Origin of the sequence: Notoacmeibacter ruber (assembly GCF_003668555.1) — a bacterium.
In the GTDB taxonomy this organism is placed as follows: Bacteria; Pseudomonadota; Alphaproteobacteria; order Rhizobiales; family Rhizobiaceae; genus Notoacmeibacter; species Notoacmeibacter ruber.
The window spans coordinates 2,071,546-2,089,095 of sequence record NZ_RCWN01000001.1 but is presented as its reverse complement, the minus strand read 5'-3'; the positions used below and the strand labels follow the sequence as shown (position 1 = coordinate 2,089,095).

The window sequence follows — 17,550 nt, the reverse complement described above, 5'->3', positions numbered from 1 at the left end:
AGGTGCGAGGAACAGCAATGGCCAGCGAGGCGTCACAGACAGGGGCAGCTCAGGAAAGTTCGCGTCTCGAAATTCTTCAGGCTGCGGCCGAGTGTTTCGAGCAGCGCGGATTTTCCGGCACTTCGGTCGATGATGTCGCCCGTATGCTCGGCTGTACCAAGGGGCGGATCTACCACCATTTCGGCTCCAAGGCCGATCTCTTCGCAGCGGTCTTCCGGCTCGGCATGGAAATGAATTTCGCGGCCGTCGAGCCGCTCCGGCACACGGACGGCCCCGCGGTGGCACGGCTTCGCATGATGGCGGAAGAACATGTGCGGCAGATGGTGACGACCAAGTCTTTTCAGCGGGTCGTCTGGGACGGGATGGAACTGCTCATGAGAGGCGCTTTGACGCCTGAGCAGCGGGATGAGTGTCTGCGTCTGCAACAGAGCCGAAAGCGCTACAGCACCCTTTTCCGCACTTTGATGGAAGAGGCGAAGGCCGATGGCGATCTTGACTATGGCGATCTCTCGGTCGCGACACAGGTCTTCTTCACCTGCATGAATTCGCCGGTCTTCTGGTACCGGCCGCGCGTGGCGGATCTGCGCAACGATCAGGATACGGTCATCGAGCAGGTCGTGCGCTTTGCGATGAATGGCCTTGGATGGAAGGGAGAGTAGGCGGATGTCACATATGGATCTGGGAATTACCGAAAAGGCGGAGGAACTGCGCGAGCGGATCCGCCGGATGATCCAGGAGGAAATTCAGCCGCTCGACGAGGAATTTCTCGCCGATGTGAAGAGTGGCGACCGCTGGACGCATACGAAGCGCCAGGAGGAAATTCTGGAGGGCCTGAAGAAGAAGGCCAAGGATGCCGGTCTGTTCAATTTCTGGTTGACGGACTCCGAGCGCGGCTACGGGCTGACGACAGTGGAGTATGCCTATCTGGCCGAAGAGATGGGCAAGAGCCATCTCGCCGCGGAAGTTTTCAACTGCTCTGCGCCCGATACCGGCAATATGGAGGTTCTCGAGCGCTACGGCACCGAAGAGTTGAAGGAACGGTGGCTCAAGCCTCTGCTGGAAGGCGAAATCCGTTCCGCCTATGCGATGACGGAGCCCGACGTCGCCTCTTCCGATGCCACGAATATCGCCATGAGCTGCGTCCGCGACGGCGACGACTACGTGCTGAACGGCGAAAAGCACTGGATATCGGGCGCAGGCGATCCGCGCTGTGCCGTCTACATCGTCATGGTCAAGACGGGCGATGACAACGATCCGAAGCACAAACGCCATTCGATGATCGTGGTCGCGGCGGATACGCCGGGTATCGAGATCATTCGGCCGATGATGGTGTTCGGCGAGGACGACGCGCCGCACGGCCATATGCACATGCGCTTTACCGATGTGCGCGTGCCGGCGCAGAATCTGCTGCTTGGTGAAGGGCGGGGCTTCGAGATCGCGCAGGGACGCCTCGGGCCGGGGCGTATCCATCACTGTATGCGGGCGATCGGTCAGGCGGAGCGCTCTTTGGAACTGCTCTGCCAGCGTTCCTTGCGTCGCGAGGCCTTTGGCAAGAAGCTCGCTCAGCTCGGCGCCAATTACGACATTATCGCCGAATGCCGCATGGAGATCGAGCAGGCTCGGCTTCTTTGTCTGAAGGCTGCCTGGATGATGGATCAGGGCGATCCGCGTGCCGCGGCGCCGTGGATCAGTCAGATCAAGGTCGTTGCGCCCCGCATGGCGCTGAAGGTCACCGATGAAGCGATTCAGATGTTCGGTGCTGTCGGCATCAGCCAGGATGAACCGCTTGCGCGCATGTGGACCAATTTGCGCACCCTGCGCTTTGCCGACGGTCCGGATGCCGTTCACCGGCGGCAGGTCGCACGCGCCGAATTGAGAAAATACACTCAGGAAAAGGTTTGAGCATGAAGGCCGTTGTCGCCAATACGTTCGGACCGGTTGACCAACTGGCCGTGGTGGAATGGCAGGACCCTGCCCCAGCCAAAGGCGAGGTGGTGATCGCGATCGCAGCGGCCGGGGTCAACTTTCCCGATGGGCTGATGGTGCAAGGGCTCTACCAGTTGAAGCCGGATCTGCCATTCGTGCCGGGCATGGAAGCAGCCGGTACGGTCATTGCTGTCGGGGAAGGCGTCTCCCACCTCAAGGAGGGTGACAGGGTTCTCACTCTGTGCGGAACAGGGGCGTTCGCTGAAAAAGTAGCGGTCTCGGCGATGCGCTGCGTGCCGCTGCCGGCTGGCGTCCCCTTCGCCGATGCCTGCGCGCTCGGCGTCGGATATTCCACCGCCCACCACGCGCTGAAGCAACGCGCCACGTTGAAAGAGGGTGAAACTTTCGTCGTTCTCGGTGCCGCGGGCCTGACCGGATTGGCGGCCATCCAGATCGCAAAGATCATGGGAGCCCGCGTGATCGCGGTCGCATCAAGCGATGAGAAGCGCGAGTTGGCGCGACAGAACGGCGCCGACGAGGCGATTGGCTATGACAATCTCAGGGAAGACCTGAAGAGCTTGACCGGCGGCAAGGGCGTAGACGTCGCCTTCGACCCGGTCGGTGGCGATGCCTTCGATGCGCTGTCGCGCTCCATGGCGTGGAACGGCCGTTTGCTCGTCATCGGATTCGCGTCCGGACGCATCCCGGAACTGCCGGTCAATCTTGCCCTCGTGAAAGGCTACAGTCTGGTGGGGGTCTTCTGGGGGACCTTCACCGCCAAGGAGCCGGAGATCTATGCCGGCAATATGCGCGAACTCTTCGGTTGGTATGCGAGCGGCACGGTGAAACCCGTTGTCGAGACACGGCAAGGATTGTCGACCACGGCCGAGGTGCTCGATGAGGTGCTTGGACGCAAGGCGACCGGAAAACTCGTCATTATTCCCGAGGAGACGCAATGACCCTGCCGCAAACGATGAGAGCCCTGATCCAGAAGCAGGACGGCTATTCGAGGGCCAGTCAGCGGAGCGGCTTTTCTCTTGAGGCACTCGATCCGTATGTGGAAATGGCGGCAATCGATGTGCCGGCTCCGGGGAAGGGGCAGGTGCTGGTCAAGGTCGCACGCGGCGCAGTCAATCCGTCGGACGTCATGTTCATCAAAGGCATGTACGGGCAGCCTCGACGCAAAGGCCTGCCGGCTGGTTTCGAGGGGTGCGGCACCGTCGTCGCCACAGGCGAGGGCGCAGAGCAGTTCGACGGAAAACGCATCGCCTTTGTGACCGGCAATAGCGGTTATGGATCGTGGGCCGAATACGCTGTAGCCGATGCGGCAATGTGCATTCCGCTGATGGATGGCATCTCGGATGATGACGGCGCCTCCATGATCGTCAATCCACTGACGGCGCTCGCCATGATCTCGATCGTCAAGGAAGCGGGCGCGGAGAGTTTTATTCTGACGGCCGCAGCCAGTCAGCTTTGCAAGCTCATTATCGCGCAGGCGGCTGCCGATGGCTTGTCGGCAATCGGGACCGTACGGCGCGACGAGCAGATCGAGCCTTTGAAAGCGCTCGGCGCCGCGCACGTTCTCAATCAGAAGTCGGACACGTTTTCCTCGGATATGCGGGATATCTGCCGCGCCGACAAGCCGGTTGTGATGCTTGATGCGGTAGCCGGACCAAGCTCTGCAGCGGTTTTCGAAGCCATGGGGCGAGGGGCGCGATGGATCATCTATGGTCGCCTCGAGGAAGAACCGCCGGTTCTGCGGGAGCCGGGCGAGATGATTTTCCTTCAGAAGCGGATCGAGGGTTTTTGGCTGTCGCGCTGGCTGACGGAAGCGGGCGACCAGGAACGGGCGCAATTGGTCAAGAAAGCTCAGACGAATTTCATCGACGGTTTATGGAAGACCGATGTGACCGAGGTTCTCGCACTGGAAGATGCCGCGGATAGGCTCGCCAACGCCTTGGCTCAGCCAAACGGAAAGGTGCTGCTATCGCCTTGAGGCGTTAGCAGCCGAAATGCCGAGACAATCCGAGGGTTACGATTTCAGTTCTGTTCGTCGCGTTTCATGATGCGCCGTGCTGCTGAAATCATGGCCTCCAGATTGCGTGCCTGATGAGCGTGTTCGGGGTTGCCTTCCTTGAGCAGCGCTTCGGAAAGAGCATGAGCGTGCTCCTCGAGATCTGCAAGAATGGAATCGCGCTGTACTTTTGGCAGTTTCAGGTCCTATCGGCTCGCGTTGACGTCCCCGCGCGCTGCGTAACACAAACCGGCCAAAATAGAAGAGCCTTCTGCCATTAACCTATGTGAATGGTCGCTGGAGTTAGCGCAACCTTTCCTCAACTGTCCGAGAGAATATTCCCAAAGGTCTCGCGTAAGATGTTCTTCTGCACCTTGCCCATCGTGTTTCGCGGCAGTTCTTCAACAAAGACCACGCGTTTGGGCTGCTTGAACCGGGCCATTTTTCCTTCCAGCGCAGTCATCACCTCGTCTTCGTCGAGACCGTCACGTGCTACGACGACACCCACGACGCCTTCGCCGAAATCAGGATGAGGGACACCGATCACGGCGCTTTCGACAACGCCGTCGACTTCATCGATGATGAGTTCGATTTCCTTGGGATAGACATTGTAACCGCCGGTAATCACCAGATCCTTGCCGCGCCCGACAATGCTGACGTAACCATCCGCATCAATCTGGCCAAGGTCACCGGTAATAAAGAAACCGTCCTCGCGGAATTCGGACGCGGTCTTGTCGGGCATCTGCCAATAACCCTTGAAGACGTTCGGGCCTTTTACTTCGATCATCCCGATCTGTCCGTCTTCGAGGGTCGCCCCGCTGTCCGGGTCTGCAATCCGAAGGTCGACGCCGGGGAGCGGGAAACCGACAGTTCCGGCTCGGCGCTCGCCCTCATACGGGTTCGACGTATTCATATTCGTTTCGGTCATACCGTAGCGCTCGAGAATGCGCTGGCCGGTTCGATCTTCGAAGGCGCGATGGGTCTCGGCCAGAAGAGGAGCCGAACCGGAGGTGAACAGTCGCATATGCGCCGTGGAGTCGCGGTTCAGACGTTCGTCGGCGAGCATACGCGTATAGAAGGTCGGTACGCCCATCATCGACGTCGATTTCGGCAAATAAGCAAAAATCTCATCGAGGTCGAATTTCGGCAGGAAGATCATCGCTCCACCGGCGAGCATGACGGTATTGGAGGCAACAAAGAGCCCGTGCGTGTGAAAGATCGGCAGCGCGTGGAGCAGCACGTCGTCCTGGCTGAAGCCCCAGTAATCCTTCAACGTGCGGGCGTTCGAAAGCAGATTGGCGTGCGTCAGCATCGCGCCCTTCGAGCGCCCGGTGGTGCCGGACGTGTAGAGGATGGCCGCCAGATCCTCCGCCTCGCGCTCGATCGTTTCGAAGTCGGCCGAAGCGCTCGCGGCCTTTTCGGCGAGAGACCCGTCAACGTCCCCGAGGCCCTTATCCGTGCCCAGTGTCTCAATTTCAGCGCCGGCTTTTTCGGCGACGGGTTTGAGTGCCTCCAGCTTGCCCGGCGCACAAACGAACAGGCGCGGCTTTGCGTCGGACAGGAAATACTCCACTTCTGACGGTGTATAGGCCGTGTTGAGTGGCAGGAAGACGCCGCCAGCCCGGACTGTCGCCAGATAAAGCAGAAGGGCATCGAGAGACTTTTCGACCTGGACCGCAACGCGGTCGCCTGGCTCCAGCCCAAGGTCGATCAGGAGATTGGCATAACGGGCCGAGCAGGCCTCCATTTCACCATAAGTCATCTGGCGGTCGCCCGATGTCCGAACGAAATCGCGGTCGGGATGCTTAAGACCTTCGGCCGTCAGGCCGTCGAAGAGATGGTTCATGCCACATTCCTCATATCATCTTGCACAGCCTTGGAAGGCAGCAGGCTCGTCACTGCGCGGCTGGCCGCAATCTCGGCCGAGGCCGCATAAGCTTCGTGCCGCTGCTCCACGCGCGGCAAATCGTAGAGATAATTCACCATCACCCCGTGCGACTGGCGCAACGCGGAGGACGAAAGATCGGCGGCGTGCATGATGCGGTTGAGCATCGCGCCATTGCCGAGGTGAAAGCGGGCGACGGGATCGAGGGGCTGACCATCGCCCCGCTTGGCATTCAGGAAATAGCGCGCGGCGAGGGAAAGCATGCCGTCTTCGGCTTCCTCTCTCAGTGCGGGGTCCTTCTGCCAGCCTTCGCTTTCGACAATCTGGAGCGCGCGCTTTTCGTCCGCCATCAGCTTTGCGCGGTGTTTTTCGTCCAGATCCGCAAGCCATCGCGTGAAGCCCGGAACGGGCGACAACGTAACGAAGGTCTTGAGATTGGGCAGCGTCTCCTTCATGTCGGAGGCGACCTGTTTGATCAGGAACGAGCCGAACGAAACGCCGGCCAACCCCCGGTGACAGTTGGAGATGGAATAGAAGACCGCCGTTTGCGCGTTCTCCGCTTCGATCGCCTCGCGCTCATCGGAGAGGACGGACGCGATGGAGGCCGGTATGTCACCGGTCAGCGCCACTTCGACGAAGATCAACGGATCGTCCGGGATAGCGGGATGGAAGAACGCGAAGCAACGGCGATCCGACGGGGCCAGACGGGCCCGCAGATTATCCCAGCTATCGATGGCATGGACGGCTTCATATGCGATGATCTTTTCGAGAATGGCGGCCGGCGTATTCCAGTCGATGGGCTTGAGGACCAGAAACCCGCGATTGAACCAGGACTGAAACAGATGAAGAAAATCGGCATCGACGGGGCCGTAAAGATCGGGATCCGTCTTGACGAGTGGCAGGAGTTTTTCGCGTAGCTTCACCAGGGCTGCCGTCCCGCCCGGCGCCAGGTTCAGGCGTCGGAACAGTTCCTGGCGGGGCGAATCCGCCGCTGATTGCAGGGCAAGCAGGGTCTTCGAAGAAGGCGCTTGCGCATATTCCGTCGCGGCAGTGGTGAGTGTTTCTTGGTTGGGCGCAAATTCATGCGCCAGCAAGTCGAAGAAGCGTTTCAAAAGCATCTCGTCGCAATTCTGCAGCGACAGGAAAATCTCGGACGCTGTCAGAATGCCGGTGGCCTCGCCGCGAGAGCGCAGCAATTTCCGGCAGAGCGCCTCGATATCGCTTATCGAACAGTGAAATTCATCCTGATTGCGACCGAACCATGCACGCCGATTGAGCGTGCTCAGCAGGTCGGACAGAAGGGACATGCGGCTCATAAGGCGACTCCCATTACGAGATTGGGCAGAAACAGTGCGATCTGAGGAAAGACGCACAGCGTGACGATTCCAAGGACCATGCACAGAACATAGGGGAGCGACCCTCGCAGGATCGACCCCAGGGAGATATCGGGCGCGATGCCGTTGATGACATAGAGGTTGAGCCCGACCGGCGGTGTGATCAGCCCGATCTCCATGTTGATCGTCAGTATCACCGCAAACCAGTATGGGTCGAAGCCGGCATTGATAATGATCGGGATCAGGATGGGTGCGGTCATGAGGATCACGCCGACCGGCGGCAGGAAGAAACCCGCGATCAGCAGGAAGACGTTGACGATCCCCATCAGGACCCAGCGATTGACCTCCATATCGGCGATGGCTTGCGCGATCGACTGTGTGATGAACATGGAAGAGAGCGCAAAGGCGAAAAGCTCTGACGCGCCGATGATGAGCATGATCATCACGCTTTCCTTGAGCGTATCGCGGAAGATCGTCGGCATCTGGCGGAAGTTCCAGCTATGCGAAAACACACCGTAGATGATGGCAACGAGCACCAGGCAGAAAAGCGCGCCGACGCCGGCCGCTTCGGAGGGCGTCGCCACTCCGCCGTAGAGCGTGTAGAGAACAGCCGCGATGATCAGCAGGAACGGCAGAACGCGGGGCAGGGCGGCAAAGCGCTCGCGCATCGAGAAGCTTTCCGTCAGATCGGACAGGCCAATGCCCCTGCGGCGGCATGCGATGATCGTCCATATCATGAAGTAGACGGTCAGCATGAAGCCCGGAAGGAGTCCGGCCAGGAAGAGCCTGCCGATCGAGGTTTCCGTCGCGATGCCGTAGACGATCATGGTGACGGACGGCGGAATGAGAATGCCAAGCGTGCCGCCAGCCGCGATCGATCCCGAGGCGATCTCGGCCGGATAGCCGCGTTTGCGCATCTCCGGAATACCCATCTTGCCGATCGCCGCGCATGTGGCAGGTGAGGATCCGGACAGGGCGGCAAAGATGGAGCAGGCACCCAGATTGGAGAGGACGAGGCCGCCAGGAACGCGGTTGAGCCAGCGGTCGAGCGCCTCATAAAGGTCTTTGCCGGCGGGTGAGGATGCAACCGCCGCTCCCATCAGGATGAACATGGGAATGGAGACGAGGCTGAAGGACGCCATGGCGGAGAAGAACTGCTCGCCAAGCGTTTCCAGAAAGAAGGGTCCGTAGACGGTAAACAGCGCTCCGACGGCCACGAGGCCAAGCGCAAAGGCGATCGGTGTGCCGATGGCGAGAAGCGCCAGCAAGGCGGCCAGCATGACGAGGCCTGAAACGAGCGGACTCATGATTTTGTGCTCCCTACGGTCTCATCGAAGAGTTCTGTCCCATGGGCGGATGGCGCTGGGGCTCCTTCCGTTGCAAGGCGCATCAGTTCGGCAATGTATTGAAGGCAGAGCATCAGAAGGCCCGTCCACATGGGCAGGGTGGGCATCCAGAGCGGCACGCTCCAGACGGTGTCGCTCCGCCAGCCATTGGTGAGTGCTTCCTCGAAATGATACCAGGCCGCATAGGTCATCAGCGCCACGAAGACGAGGGCGGCGAGGCCGCTGAGCGCTTCCATGACCAGTCGAAGGCGCGGACCTGCGGCAATCTGCAAGACATCCACATTGACGTGGCCCTTCACGATGAGGACCCATGGCGCGCCGAGAAAGGTAGCGGCGACGATGGCGTAGGTGGTGTATTCGGTCTGCCAGACAGTGGACTGGTTGAGCATGTAGCGAACGAAGACCATTTGGCTGACCGACAGAACGGCCGAAAGAAGAAACAGGCCCGCGATGACACCCAACAGGCGCGATAATGCGGAGACGAGCTTGATGTAGAGCCGCATGGGCGGAACTCCGATTTTCCGTGGATTGCGGAGATTCTGGCGGCGACAGAGGCCGCAGGGCAGATCGGAGAGCCGGACGAAAAGCGCAAGTTGCTCTCGTCCGGCCTTGAAGATCGCGCGCTTATTCGACGGCGAGTGCCTTGTCGATCAGGTCCTGTCCGTTCTCCACCCTCTCGGCGAAGTTCTTGTAGGACGTCTCCTTGGCGATCGCGAGCCACTGGTCGAAATCGTCCTTCGACATTTCGACGACCTCCACGCCGGCCCCTTCATAGGCTTCGATCAGTTTCTGATCGAGCGCGGCGGCTTCGCCGGCGAAATACTCTTCTGCCTTGTCGCCCGCCTCCTGGAGAGCCTGCTGCTGCTCTTCATTCAGCCGGTCGAAGGAGCGCTTGGACATGAGGATGGGCTCATACATGAACCAGAGCGCATTTTCGCCGGGCGCGGTGAGGCATTTGGCGACTTCGAAAATCCTGTAGGATACCAGCGATCCCGAAGAGGTGTTGGCGCCGGTCAGCACGTTCTGCTGCATGGCGGTGTAGATTTCCGACGACGGCATTGAGGCGATCGAAGCGCCCGCGCCGACCAGCATCTCTTCGAAGGCCGGGCCGGCCGCGCGCATCGTTTGTCCCTTGGCCGTTTCCGGTGAGGTGATGCATTGCTGCTGCGAAACGAAGCCGCCCGCGAGCCAAGCATCCGCCAGGATGATTGCGCCGGCTTCCTCGACGATCGACTTGATCTCTTCCATGAAGGGTGAGTCGTTCAGGCGTTGGGCGCGTTCGTGGCTACCCACGAGACCCGGCATCAGCGTTGCCGAAAATTCCGGATGGCGGCCCGATGCGTAATCCAGCGGAAAGGCCGTCAGATCGATCTGCCCCTTTGTTACGGCGCCCCATTGGTCCTTCGGCTTGACCAGTGACGCACCTGGAAAGACCTGAACGTCGAGACCGACGCCCGCCGCCTTCGCTTCCTTGGCGATTAGCTGGACCATCTCGTCGCGGACATCGCCTTTGCCGCCCGGCCACTGGTGAGATGCACGCAGCGTCACATCGTCTGCGCTTGCGGCTCCGGTTAAAGCCAGCGCCATAGCGCTCGCGAAAAATATCGCTTTCATCTGGATCCTCCCATTGGTGATATCGGGCCTCCCAACCCTTATGCGAGGCAACACTCTATTGCATGCACTGTCAATAGGATTGTATACGAAAATTATGAGCGCCGAACAGACACCCACCCATGCCCCCTTTGCCGAAGACGATACCGGCTCGCCTTCCGATAGGGGGCGGGAAACGGGACGCGCCAAGGCAGCCGATATTCGCGAAGCGCTCGAGCAGGAAATCCTGACGGGCCAGCGCCCTGCCGGGGCGAAACTGGACGAAAAAGGGATCGCGGAAAGTTTTGCCGTGTCGCGGACGCCGGTGCGCGAAGCGCTTCAGCAATTATCGACAGCCGGGCTGATCGAACTGATTCCGCATCGCGGTGCGTTCGTGAAGACCGTTTCGATCCGCGAACTGATCCAGATGTTCGAAGTGATGGCGGAACTGGAAGGGATGGCTGGTCGCCTCACGGCGCGGCGGATCGATCGCGATACGCTGGCGCGGCTCGAAGAACGCATGCATGCCTGTCGCCGTGCCGCGGAATCGCGCGATACGGACGCCTATTATCATGAGAATGAACGGTTTCACCGCGCTATCTACGATGCCTGCGGCAATGATTTTCTGGCCGGCGAGGCGCGCCGCCTGCATCAGCGGCTTCAGGCTTTTCGCCGCCTGCAATTGCGCGTGCCGCGACGGATGGACCAGTCCCTGGCCGAGCATCAGGAGATCGTCGATGCGATCGCCGCACGCGACGAAGCGCGGAGCGAACGCATATTGCGGGACCACGTCCTGATTCAGGGTGAGAGGTTCGGCGACTTCGTCGCCCTTCTGGAGGATCGCCAGACGGCGTAAACCGCCGCGCCCGAACAGAGCGCGACGGGATAAGGCTGAACGCAATGCGTGGCCGACGAACGCCGTTCAGGCCATGCCGAGAATGTCTTCCGGCGTGGTGCTGGGACCATCGACGGATTCGGTAACCGCGGGATGCGTCAATTTGCCGTTGGCCACGTTCAGGCCGGCGCGCAGATGGGCGTTCTCCCGAAGCGCTTCCTTCCAGCCGAAATCGGCGATCGAAAGTGCGTGCGGCAGGGTGACATTGTTCAGTGCATAGGTGCTGGTCCGCGCGACTGCGCCGGGCATGTTCGCCACGCAGTAATGCACGATGCCATCGACGGTAAAGGTCGGATCCTGATGCGTCGTCGGCTTCGACGTTTCGAAGCAGCCGCCCTGATCGATCGCCACATCCACCAGAACGGAGCCGGGCTTCATGGTCGACAGATGTTCACGGCTGACGAGCTTCGGTGCGGCAGCGCCCGGAATGAGTACCGCGCCGATGACGAGATCGGACTCCGCCAGCTCGTTTTCGAGGTTCATGCGGCTGGCAAAGCTGGTTGCCGCGCGCGATTCGAAATGGGCGGCGAGGCGCTCCAGCACATCGGGATTGCGGTCGAGGATCGTGACGCGCGCGCCAAGGCCGGTCGCCATCTGCGCTGCGTTGAAGCCAACCACGCCGCCGCCGATGATGAGAACACGGGCCGGCAGAACGCCTGGCACGCCGCCAAGCAGCATGCCACGGCCGCCATGGGGCGTTTCCAGAGAAGTCGCCCCGGCCTGAACGGCGAGGCGTCCGGCAACCTGGCTCATCGGCTTGAGCAGCGGCAGGCCGCCGCCCGGACCCGTGACCGTTTCATAAGCGATGCAGACCGCGCCGGAGGCCATCAGATCCTTGGCCTGTTCGGGGTCCGGCGCCAGGTGCAGATAGGTGTAGAGAATCTGGCCCTCGCGCAGCATGCTGCGCTCGACGGCCTGCGGCTCCTTCACCTTCACGATCATATCGGCGCTGGCAAAAATCTCGTCCGGTGTCGTGGCGATTTCAGCGCCGCCGGCGCGATAATCTTCATCGGATGCGCCGATGCCGATGCCCGCATTGCTCTGCACCACCACCTGATGGCCATGGCGAACGCATTCGGCTGCGCTTTCCGGCGTCAGACCGACCCGGTATTCGTGATTCTTGATTTCCTTTGGTACGCCGATGAGCATGGCTCGACCTCTCCCGTTTTCGATGGGGAAGGATAGAATAGGTCAGATGCAATTGCCTTGCTATACTCGCCTTGAAACGCTATTTTTCAGGAAACTATTGCGGCTAGATTTATAACAGCAAAAAAATATCGCACATGGATCGTACGGACGCGAAATTGTTGCGGATGATACAGCGTGACAGCCATCGGGGCATGCAGGCGCTGGGCGAGGCGGTCGGTCTCAGCGCGTCGGCATGTCATCGCCGTATCAAGACGATGGAAAAGGCGGGCATCATTGAGGGCTATCGCGCGATGCTCAGCGCTTCGGCGCTCGGCTTTTCGCTGATCTTCTTCGTCGAGGTCAGCCTGTCGACGCAGAGCGAAGCGGCCCTGCGCCAGTTCGAGGAGGCGGTGCGAAACGCCCCGGAGATCCTTGAATGCCATCTCATGGCGGGAACGGCCGACTACGTGCTGCGGATCGTCGCGCGCGATGCGGATGATTTCGAGCGGGTCCACCGCAAGGTGTTGTCCAGCCTGCCGAACGTCACACGTCTTCAGTCCAACATGATTATCCGAACCGTCAAGACGGATCCCGGCCTGCCGATTTGAGCTTTCAAAACGTCGTCTGATAAGTCTGCCGAAGGCAAAGCCGCTGCTTTTCTTTGAGTTTTGACTTCTCTAGTCTGCCCCTATGCAAGCGCCTGAAGTCGATACCGAAAAGCTCAACCGCCTGATCGAGGACGTCACCGCGTCCGGCGGGGCCGAAATGGCGAATGCGCAGATGTTCGTGCTCCGCCTGACCGAGGCGCTCGGTCTGCCGCAGCCCGATTTCGCCGCCGAACAGAATGAGCAGAACGATTACACCTTCGAGCGGCGGGTGGATTTCAAGCATCCCGATGGCAGCCGGACGCTTGGGCGTATCGATTGCTACAAGCGCGGCAGCTTCATTCTGGAGGCCAAGCAGAGCGGCAAACGCGAAAAGGCGCGCGATGCGTCGCAGCTTGCCCTCCTGCCCGAAGATGCCAGCCAGCGAAAGGCGGGTCAGGCCAAGCGCGGCACCCGCAAATGGGACGATGTGATGATCGCGGCGCGCCGCCAGGCGGAAGATTACGCCCGCGCGCTGCCGGTCAGCCACGGCTATCCACCCTTCATCCTCGTTGTCGATGTCGGCAATGTGATCGAAATGTTTGCCGACTTCTCGGGGCAGGGCAAGAACTACGCCCATTTTCCGGATCGCCGCTCCTACCGCATCGCGATGGACGATCTGCGCGATGAAGAGGTCCAGCAGCGGCTTGCGGCCATCTGGCTCGATCCGCACAGCCTCGACCCGGCGCGGCGCAGCGCGGAAGTGACGCGCGACATTGCCGAGCGGCTGGCGAAGATCGCCCGACGGCTGGAAGGCAAGCACGAGCCCGGCGCTGTGGCCGAATTTCTCATGCGCTGCCTCTTCACCATGTTCGCCGAGGATGTGGACCTCATCCCCCGCCACTCCTTCGAAAATCTGCTGGAAACGCTGAAGGACAAGCCCGAGCAGTTCGTGCCGGCCATGGAACACCTCTGGAAGGTGATGAATGCTGGCGGCTACGAGCCGCGCCTGATGACGCCGCTCAAGACGTTCAACGGCTCGCTCTTCAAGAACGCCCGCGCCCTGCCGTTGGATGGCGACGCGATTTCCGAACTCTGGATCGCCGCCAAGCGCGACTGGCGCGATGTGGAGCCGGCCATCTTCGGCACGCTGCTGGAACGCGCGCTCGACAAGCGCGAGCGCAGCAAGCTCGGCGCGCATTATACGCCCCGCGCCTATGTGGAGCGGCTGGTCGTTCCGACCATCATCGAGCCGCTGCGCGCCGATTGGGAACTGGTGCAGGCCTCCGTGAAGGGCCTTCACGAAAAAGGGCAGGACGACAAGGCCATCGCCGCCGTCAAGGCATTTCACCACAAGCTCTGCACGACGCGCGTGCTGGACCCGGCCTGCGGCACGGCGAACTTCCTCTACGTCTCGCTGGAACTGATGAAGCGGCTGGAAGGCGAGGTGCTAGAAGCGCTGGACGATCTCGGCGAGGACGCGCCGAAATTCGCCATGGAGGGCGAGACGGTCGGCCCGCGCCAGTTTTTCGGCTTGGAAATCAATCCGCGCGCCGTCGCCATTGCCGATCTGGTGCTGTGGATCGGCTACATCAAATGGCAGCTCAAGACGAACGGTCTGTCGGCCATCACCGAGCCGGTGCTGCATTCCTACGGCAATATCCTGCAGCAGGATGCGATCCTCGCCTATGATGCGAAGGAACTGGCGCGCGATGAAACCGGCAAGCCGCTGGCGCGCTGGGATGGCTTCACGATGAAGCTACACCCGGTGACGGGCGAGGAGGTGCCGGACGGCAGCGCCACCGTGCCGGTCTATACCTATGAGAATCCGCGCCGGGCGGTGTGGCCGGAGGCGGAGTTCATCGTCGGCAACCCGCCGTTTATTGGTGGCGGCGTGATGCGCGGGGAACTTGGCGATGGCTATGCCGAGGCGGTCTGGAAAGCGCGGCCCAAAATGCCAGCTAAGGCCGATTTCGTCATGCATTTCTGGGAGGAGGCGGCGACGCGGCTGGCGCGGAAGGGTACGGCGAAGCAGCCGAACCCGCTGCGGCGCTTCGGTTTCATCACCACCAATTCGATCACGCAGACCTTTTCGCGCCGGGTGATCGAAGGCTTTCTGGCCGATGAGAAGAAACCGCTCAGCCTCGTCTATGCCGTGCCGGACCATCCCTGGCTGAAAGCGAGCGACAAAGCGGCCGTCCGCATCGCCATGACGGTGGCGGAGGCGGGTGCCCATGACGGTGTTCTGGCCGAAGTGGTCAAGGAGGAGGGGCTGAACACTGACACGCCGGATGTGGAGCTTGAACAGCGAGAAGGAAAGATTACAGCTAAACTCACTATTGGAGCGGATTTAATTCTGGCAAACAGACTGCTGGCGAATTTAGATGTCTCAAGCAATGGGTTCATGCTTGCTGGGGGAGGATTTACTTTACAAGCCGCTCAGGCGGACCAGTTTTTGCGCAAATACAAAGGTGTTGCCGAAAATTTAGTTCGCCCGTATTTGAATGGACGAGATTTAGTGCAAAAGCCGCGTGGCGTCTTCGTTTTAGATCTTTTCTCTTTCAGTGAAGAAGAACTCGCAAGACGCGTCCCTGACATTTATCAATACGTGCTTGAGACTGTGAAGCCCTATCGTCTCTCAAATAATCGCAAATCGTTCCGAGAAAACTGGTGGAAATTTGGTGAACCGCGTAAGCTGATGAGGGAATTTATGGGCGACATTCCGCGCTATATTGCTACCACTGAAACTACGAAGCACCGTACATTTCAATTTGTTGGCGTTGATGTTGCGCCCGATCATATGCTCTTGAATATCGGTTTGGATCGACCGGGCATACTCGCTGTTCTTTCTTCGCGTATGCATATTCACTACGCGATCGAAGCGGGCGGGTGGCTCGGCATTGGCAACGATCCGCGTTATAGCAAATCAAAAACCTTCGATCCCTTCCCGTTTCCCGCTGTCGCGACCGACCAATCGCTCGATCCGGCCTTGTATGATCGGCTCTCCGAATTGGGCGAGCGGCTGGATGCCTTCCGCAAGGAGCGGCTAGAGAAGCACGATTTCCTGACCATGACCGGGCTCTACAATGTGATGGAGCGGTTGCGCGAACTGGAGAATGGCGCGGATGTGCCGCCGCTTTCCGACAAGGAGCGCGACATTCACGAGGCCGGGCTCGTTACCGTGCTGAAAGAGATTCATGACGAGATCGACCGTGCCGCCTTCGCCGCCTATGGCTGGGACGATCTGGCCGACCGCATCGTCGGCAAGCCGGGCGCGACGCTGCCTTCTCCGCACAAGAGCGAAGATCAGGAAGCGGCGGAGGAGGAGCTTCTGTCGCGCCTCGTCGCGCTGAATGTGGAGCGGCAGAAGGAGGAGGCCGCCGGCCATGTGCGCTGGCTGCGGCCCGATTACCAGATCGCCAAACTGGGCGACAAGGTGCCCAAGCCCGACGACGAGGCCCAGGCCGATCTCGATATTGCGACGCCGATGGCGGCGGCTGCCGGCAAGGTCGCCTGGCCGAAGGATCAGGACGAGCAGATCAGAATCGTCCGCGACATTCTGGTGAAAGCGCCCGCGCCCGCCGCGCCGGACGACCTTTCCGCCGCGATCGACGGTCGCAGCACGCAAAAGCGCAAGGACCGGATCGCCGACGTTCTGGACCTGCTGGTTTCTGTTGGCGGCGCGCGCCGCGCCGATGGCGAGACGCCGCGCTATTTCGTGCCGCGCTAGCCGCCTTAGTCGATGAGGGCGGCAAGGCCTTCGCGTTCGAAGCGGTCGAGCTGGTCCATCTCGGCGTCGGTGAGCGCGATGCCGTTCGTCTGCGATTGTTGCCGCGCCTTGAAGCGCCGCTCGGAGGGCAGGCGCGCGCCCTGCGCGCCGAAGACCGTCAGCAACTTCTCACCCTCGGCCAGCGGATCGCGCCCGCTGCGCGCGGCAAAACTCTGCGGATCGAAGGCGACGATCAGCGCCCCGTGGCGCGGCAGAAGATTGCCGCCGCCCATGAAGTCGAGCGCCTCCCTGCTCATGAATTCGCCCAGCATGGCACCGGCCAGCAGTTCGATCATGGTCGAAATCGCAGAGCCCTTATGGCCGCCGAAGGGCAGCATCGCGCCATTGAGCGCGGCGTTCGGGTCGGTGGTCGGCTCGCCGTCTTCATCCACCGCCCAGCCTTCGGGAATAGGCGTGCCGGCGCGGCGGTGCAGTTCGATCTCGCCGCGCGCGGCGACCGAGGTGGCGAAGTCGAACACATAGGGATGATCGCCGGGGCGCGGCCAGCCGAAGGCGAACGGGTTGGTGCCGAGCAGCGGCTCCTTGCCGCCGGCGGGTGCGACGAAGGCGTAGCTCGGGCATAGGGAGAGCGATGCGAGCCCCATCTCCGCCAGGGCCTCGACATCGTGCCACAGCGCCGAGAAATGCAGGCAGTCGCGAATGACGAGCGCAGCGAGGCCGCTCTGCCTGGCGCGGTCCGCCAGCGCCGCCTTGCCGGTCTCGAATGCGGGATTGGCAAAGCCGCCGCCTGCATCGACCTCGATCACCGCCTTGCCGCTATCGTGAAGCTGCGGCACCGCATCCGGGGAGACCTTGCCGGCGGCGAGAACGCGCAGGCAGCCTTCGATGCGGTAGATGCCGTGCGATTTGCAGTGGTCGCGCTCGCCGGCGACGATGGTGCGCGCCACCGCCTCGGCGCTCTCGGCCCGGACGCCCGCGTTCTCGAAGATCGCGCGGACGCGGCCGAAGAGAGCCTCGACGGTGATGAGGTGATGGCCGGTCATGAGGAGCGCTCCCTGGCTGGATGAAGACGGTTCATCCTGTGAAATGACGAAGCCGATGCCAAGGCCGGTCGCCAA

At 61.0% G+C, this 17,550-nt stretch carries 14 protein-coding genes; 7 read left to right on the top strand and 7 right to left on the bottom strand.

Annotation, left to right across the window (positions count from 1 at the left end; genetic code table 11):
- The first annotated feature begins 17 nt into the window (after nucleotides 1-17).
- Genes D8780_RS09945 through D8780_RS09930 form a run of 4 tightly spaced genes read left to right on the top strand, consistent with a single transcriptional unit; the run spans nucleotide 18 to nucleotide 3,922 of the window.
- Nucleotides 18-659 carry a TetR/AcrR family transcriptional regulator gene (locus D8780_RS09945; protein ID WP_158598482.1) on the top strand — a complete coding sequence of 214 codons (642 nt, stop codon included), beginning with the start codon at nucleotides 18-20 and terminating at the stop codon, nucleotides 657-659.
- A 4-nt stretch (nucleotides 660-663) separates the two neighbouring features.
- Entirely contained in the window at nucleotides 664-1,902 is a 1,239-nt protein-coding gene (locus tag D8780_RS09940) for an acyl-CoA dehydrogenase family protein (RefSeq protein ID WP_121645450.1), read from the top strand.
- A 2-nt stretch (nucleotides 1,903-1,904) separates the two neighbouring features.
- Nucleotides 1,905-2,885, top strand: coding sequence for an NADPH:quinone oxidoreductase family protein (locus tag D8780_RS09935; RefSeq protein WP_121645449.1), 981 nt, complete (start codon nucleotides 1,905-1,907; stop codon nucleotides 2,883-2,885).
- Entirely contained in the window at nucleotides 2,882-3,922 is a 1,041-nt protein-coding gene (locus D8780_RS09930) for an alcohol dehydrogenase catalytic domain-containing protein (protein WP_121645448.1), read from the top strand. Before D8780_RS09935 ends, D8780_RS09930 begins: the two co-directional genes overlap by 4 nt.
- 337 nt (nucleotides 3,923-4,259) lie before the next feature.
- On the opposite strand, the gene D8780_RS09920 is transcribed toward D8780_RS09930, so the two are convergent.
- From D8780_RS09920 to dctP, 5 genes are all read right to left on the bottom strand, one after another.
- Complete coding sequence (locus tag D8780_RS09920; protein ID WP_121645446.1) at nucleotides 4,260-5,786, bottom strand: malonate--CoA ligase; 1,527 nt, start codon at nucleotides 5,784-5,786, stop codon at nucleotides 4,260-4,262.
- Nucleotides 5,783-7,141 carry a malonyl-CoA decarboxylase gene (locus D8780_RS09915; protein ID WP_121645445.1) on the bottom strand — a complete coding sequence of 453 codons (1,359 nt, stop codon included), beginning with the start codon at nucleotides 7,139-7,141 and terminating at the stop codon, nucleotides 5,783-5,785. Before D8780_RS09915 ends, D8780_RS09920 begins: the two co-directional genes overlap by 4 nt.
- Entirely contained in the window at nucleotides 7,138-8,466 is a 1,329-nt protein-coding gene (locus D8780_RS09910) for a TRAP transporter large permease (RefSeq protein WP_121645444.1), read from the bottom strand. Before D8780_RS09910 ends, D8780_RS09915 begins: the two co-directional genes overlap by 4 nt.
- Nucleotides 8,463-9,008, bottom strand: a complete 546-nt coding sequence (locus tag D8780_RS09905; protein ID WP_121645443.1) for a TRAP transporter small permease subunit — start codon at nucleotides 9,006-9,008, stop codon at nucleotides 8,463-8,465. Before D8780_RS09905 ends, D8780_RS09910 begins: the two co-directional genes overlap by 4 nt.
- A 121-nt stretch (nucleotides 9,009-9,129) precedes the next feature.
- Nucleotides 9,130-10,119, bottom strand: coding sequence for a TRAP transporter substrate-binding protein DctP (dctP, locus tag D8780_RS09900; RefSeq protein ID WP_121645442.1), 990 nt, complete (start codon nucleotides 10,117-10,119; stop codon nucleotides 9,130-9,132).
- Nucleotides 10,120-10,213: 94 nt separating this feature from the next.
- Here dctP and D8780_RS09895 point away from each other — a divergent pair, with 94 nt between their 5' ends.
- Nucleotides 10,214-10,951: a GntR family transcriptional regulator gene (locus D8780_RS09895; protein WP_121645441.1), complete on the top strand. Its 738-nt coding sequence runs from the start codon at nucleotides 10,214-10,216 to the stop codon at nucleotides 10,949-10,951.
- Between the two features lie 66 nt (nucleotides 10,952-11,017).
- On the opposite strand, the gene ald is transcribed toward D8780_RS09895, so the two are convergent.
- Entirely contained in the window at nucleotides 11,018-12,139 is a 1,122-nt protein-coding gene (ald, locus tag D8780_RS09890) for an alanine dehydrogenase (RefSeq protein WP_121645440.1), read from the bottom strand.
- A 134-nt stretch (nucleotides 12,140-12,273) separates the two neighbouring features.
- Between ald and D8780_RS09885 the strand changes: the two genes are divergently transcribed.
- Together D8780_RS09885 and D8780_RS09880 are read left to right on the top strand one after the other, a co-directional pair.
- Nucleotides 12,274-12,726: an Lrp/AsnC family transcriptional regulator gene (locus D8780_RS09885; RefSeq protein ID WP_121645439.1), complete on the top strand. Its 453-nt coding sequence runs from the start codon at nucleotides 12,274-12,276 to the stop codon at nucleotides 12,724-12,726.
- Nucleotides 12,727-12,808: 82 nt separating this feature from the next.
- Nucleotides 12,809-16,432 carry a class I SAM-dependent DNA methyltransferase gene (locus D8780_RS09880; protein WP_121645438.1) on the top strand — a complete coding sequence of 1,208 codons (3,624 nt, stop codon included), beginning with the start codon at nucleotides 12,809-12,811 and terminating at the stop codon, nucleotides 16,430-16,432.
- Nucleotides 16,433-16,437: 5 nt separating this feature from the next.
- On the opposite strand, the gene D8780_RS09875 is transcribed toward D8780_RS09880, so the two are convergent.
- Nucleotides 16,438-17,475 carry an Ldh family oxidoreductase gene (locus tag D8780_RS09875; RefSeq protein WP_121646502.1) on the bottom strand — a complete coding sequence of 346 codons (1,038 nt, stop codon included), beginning with the start codon at nucleotides 17,473-17,475 and terminating at the stop codon, nucleotides 16,438-16,440.
- Nucleotides 17,476-17,550: the final 75 nt, after the last annotated feature.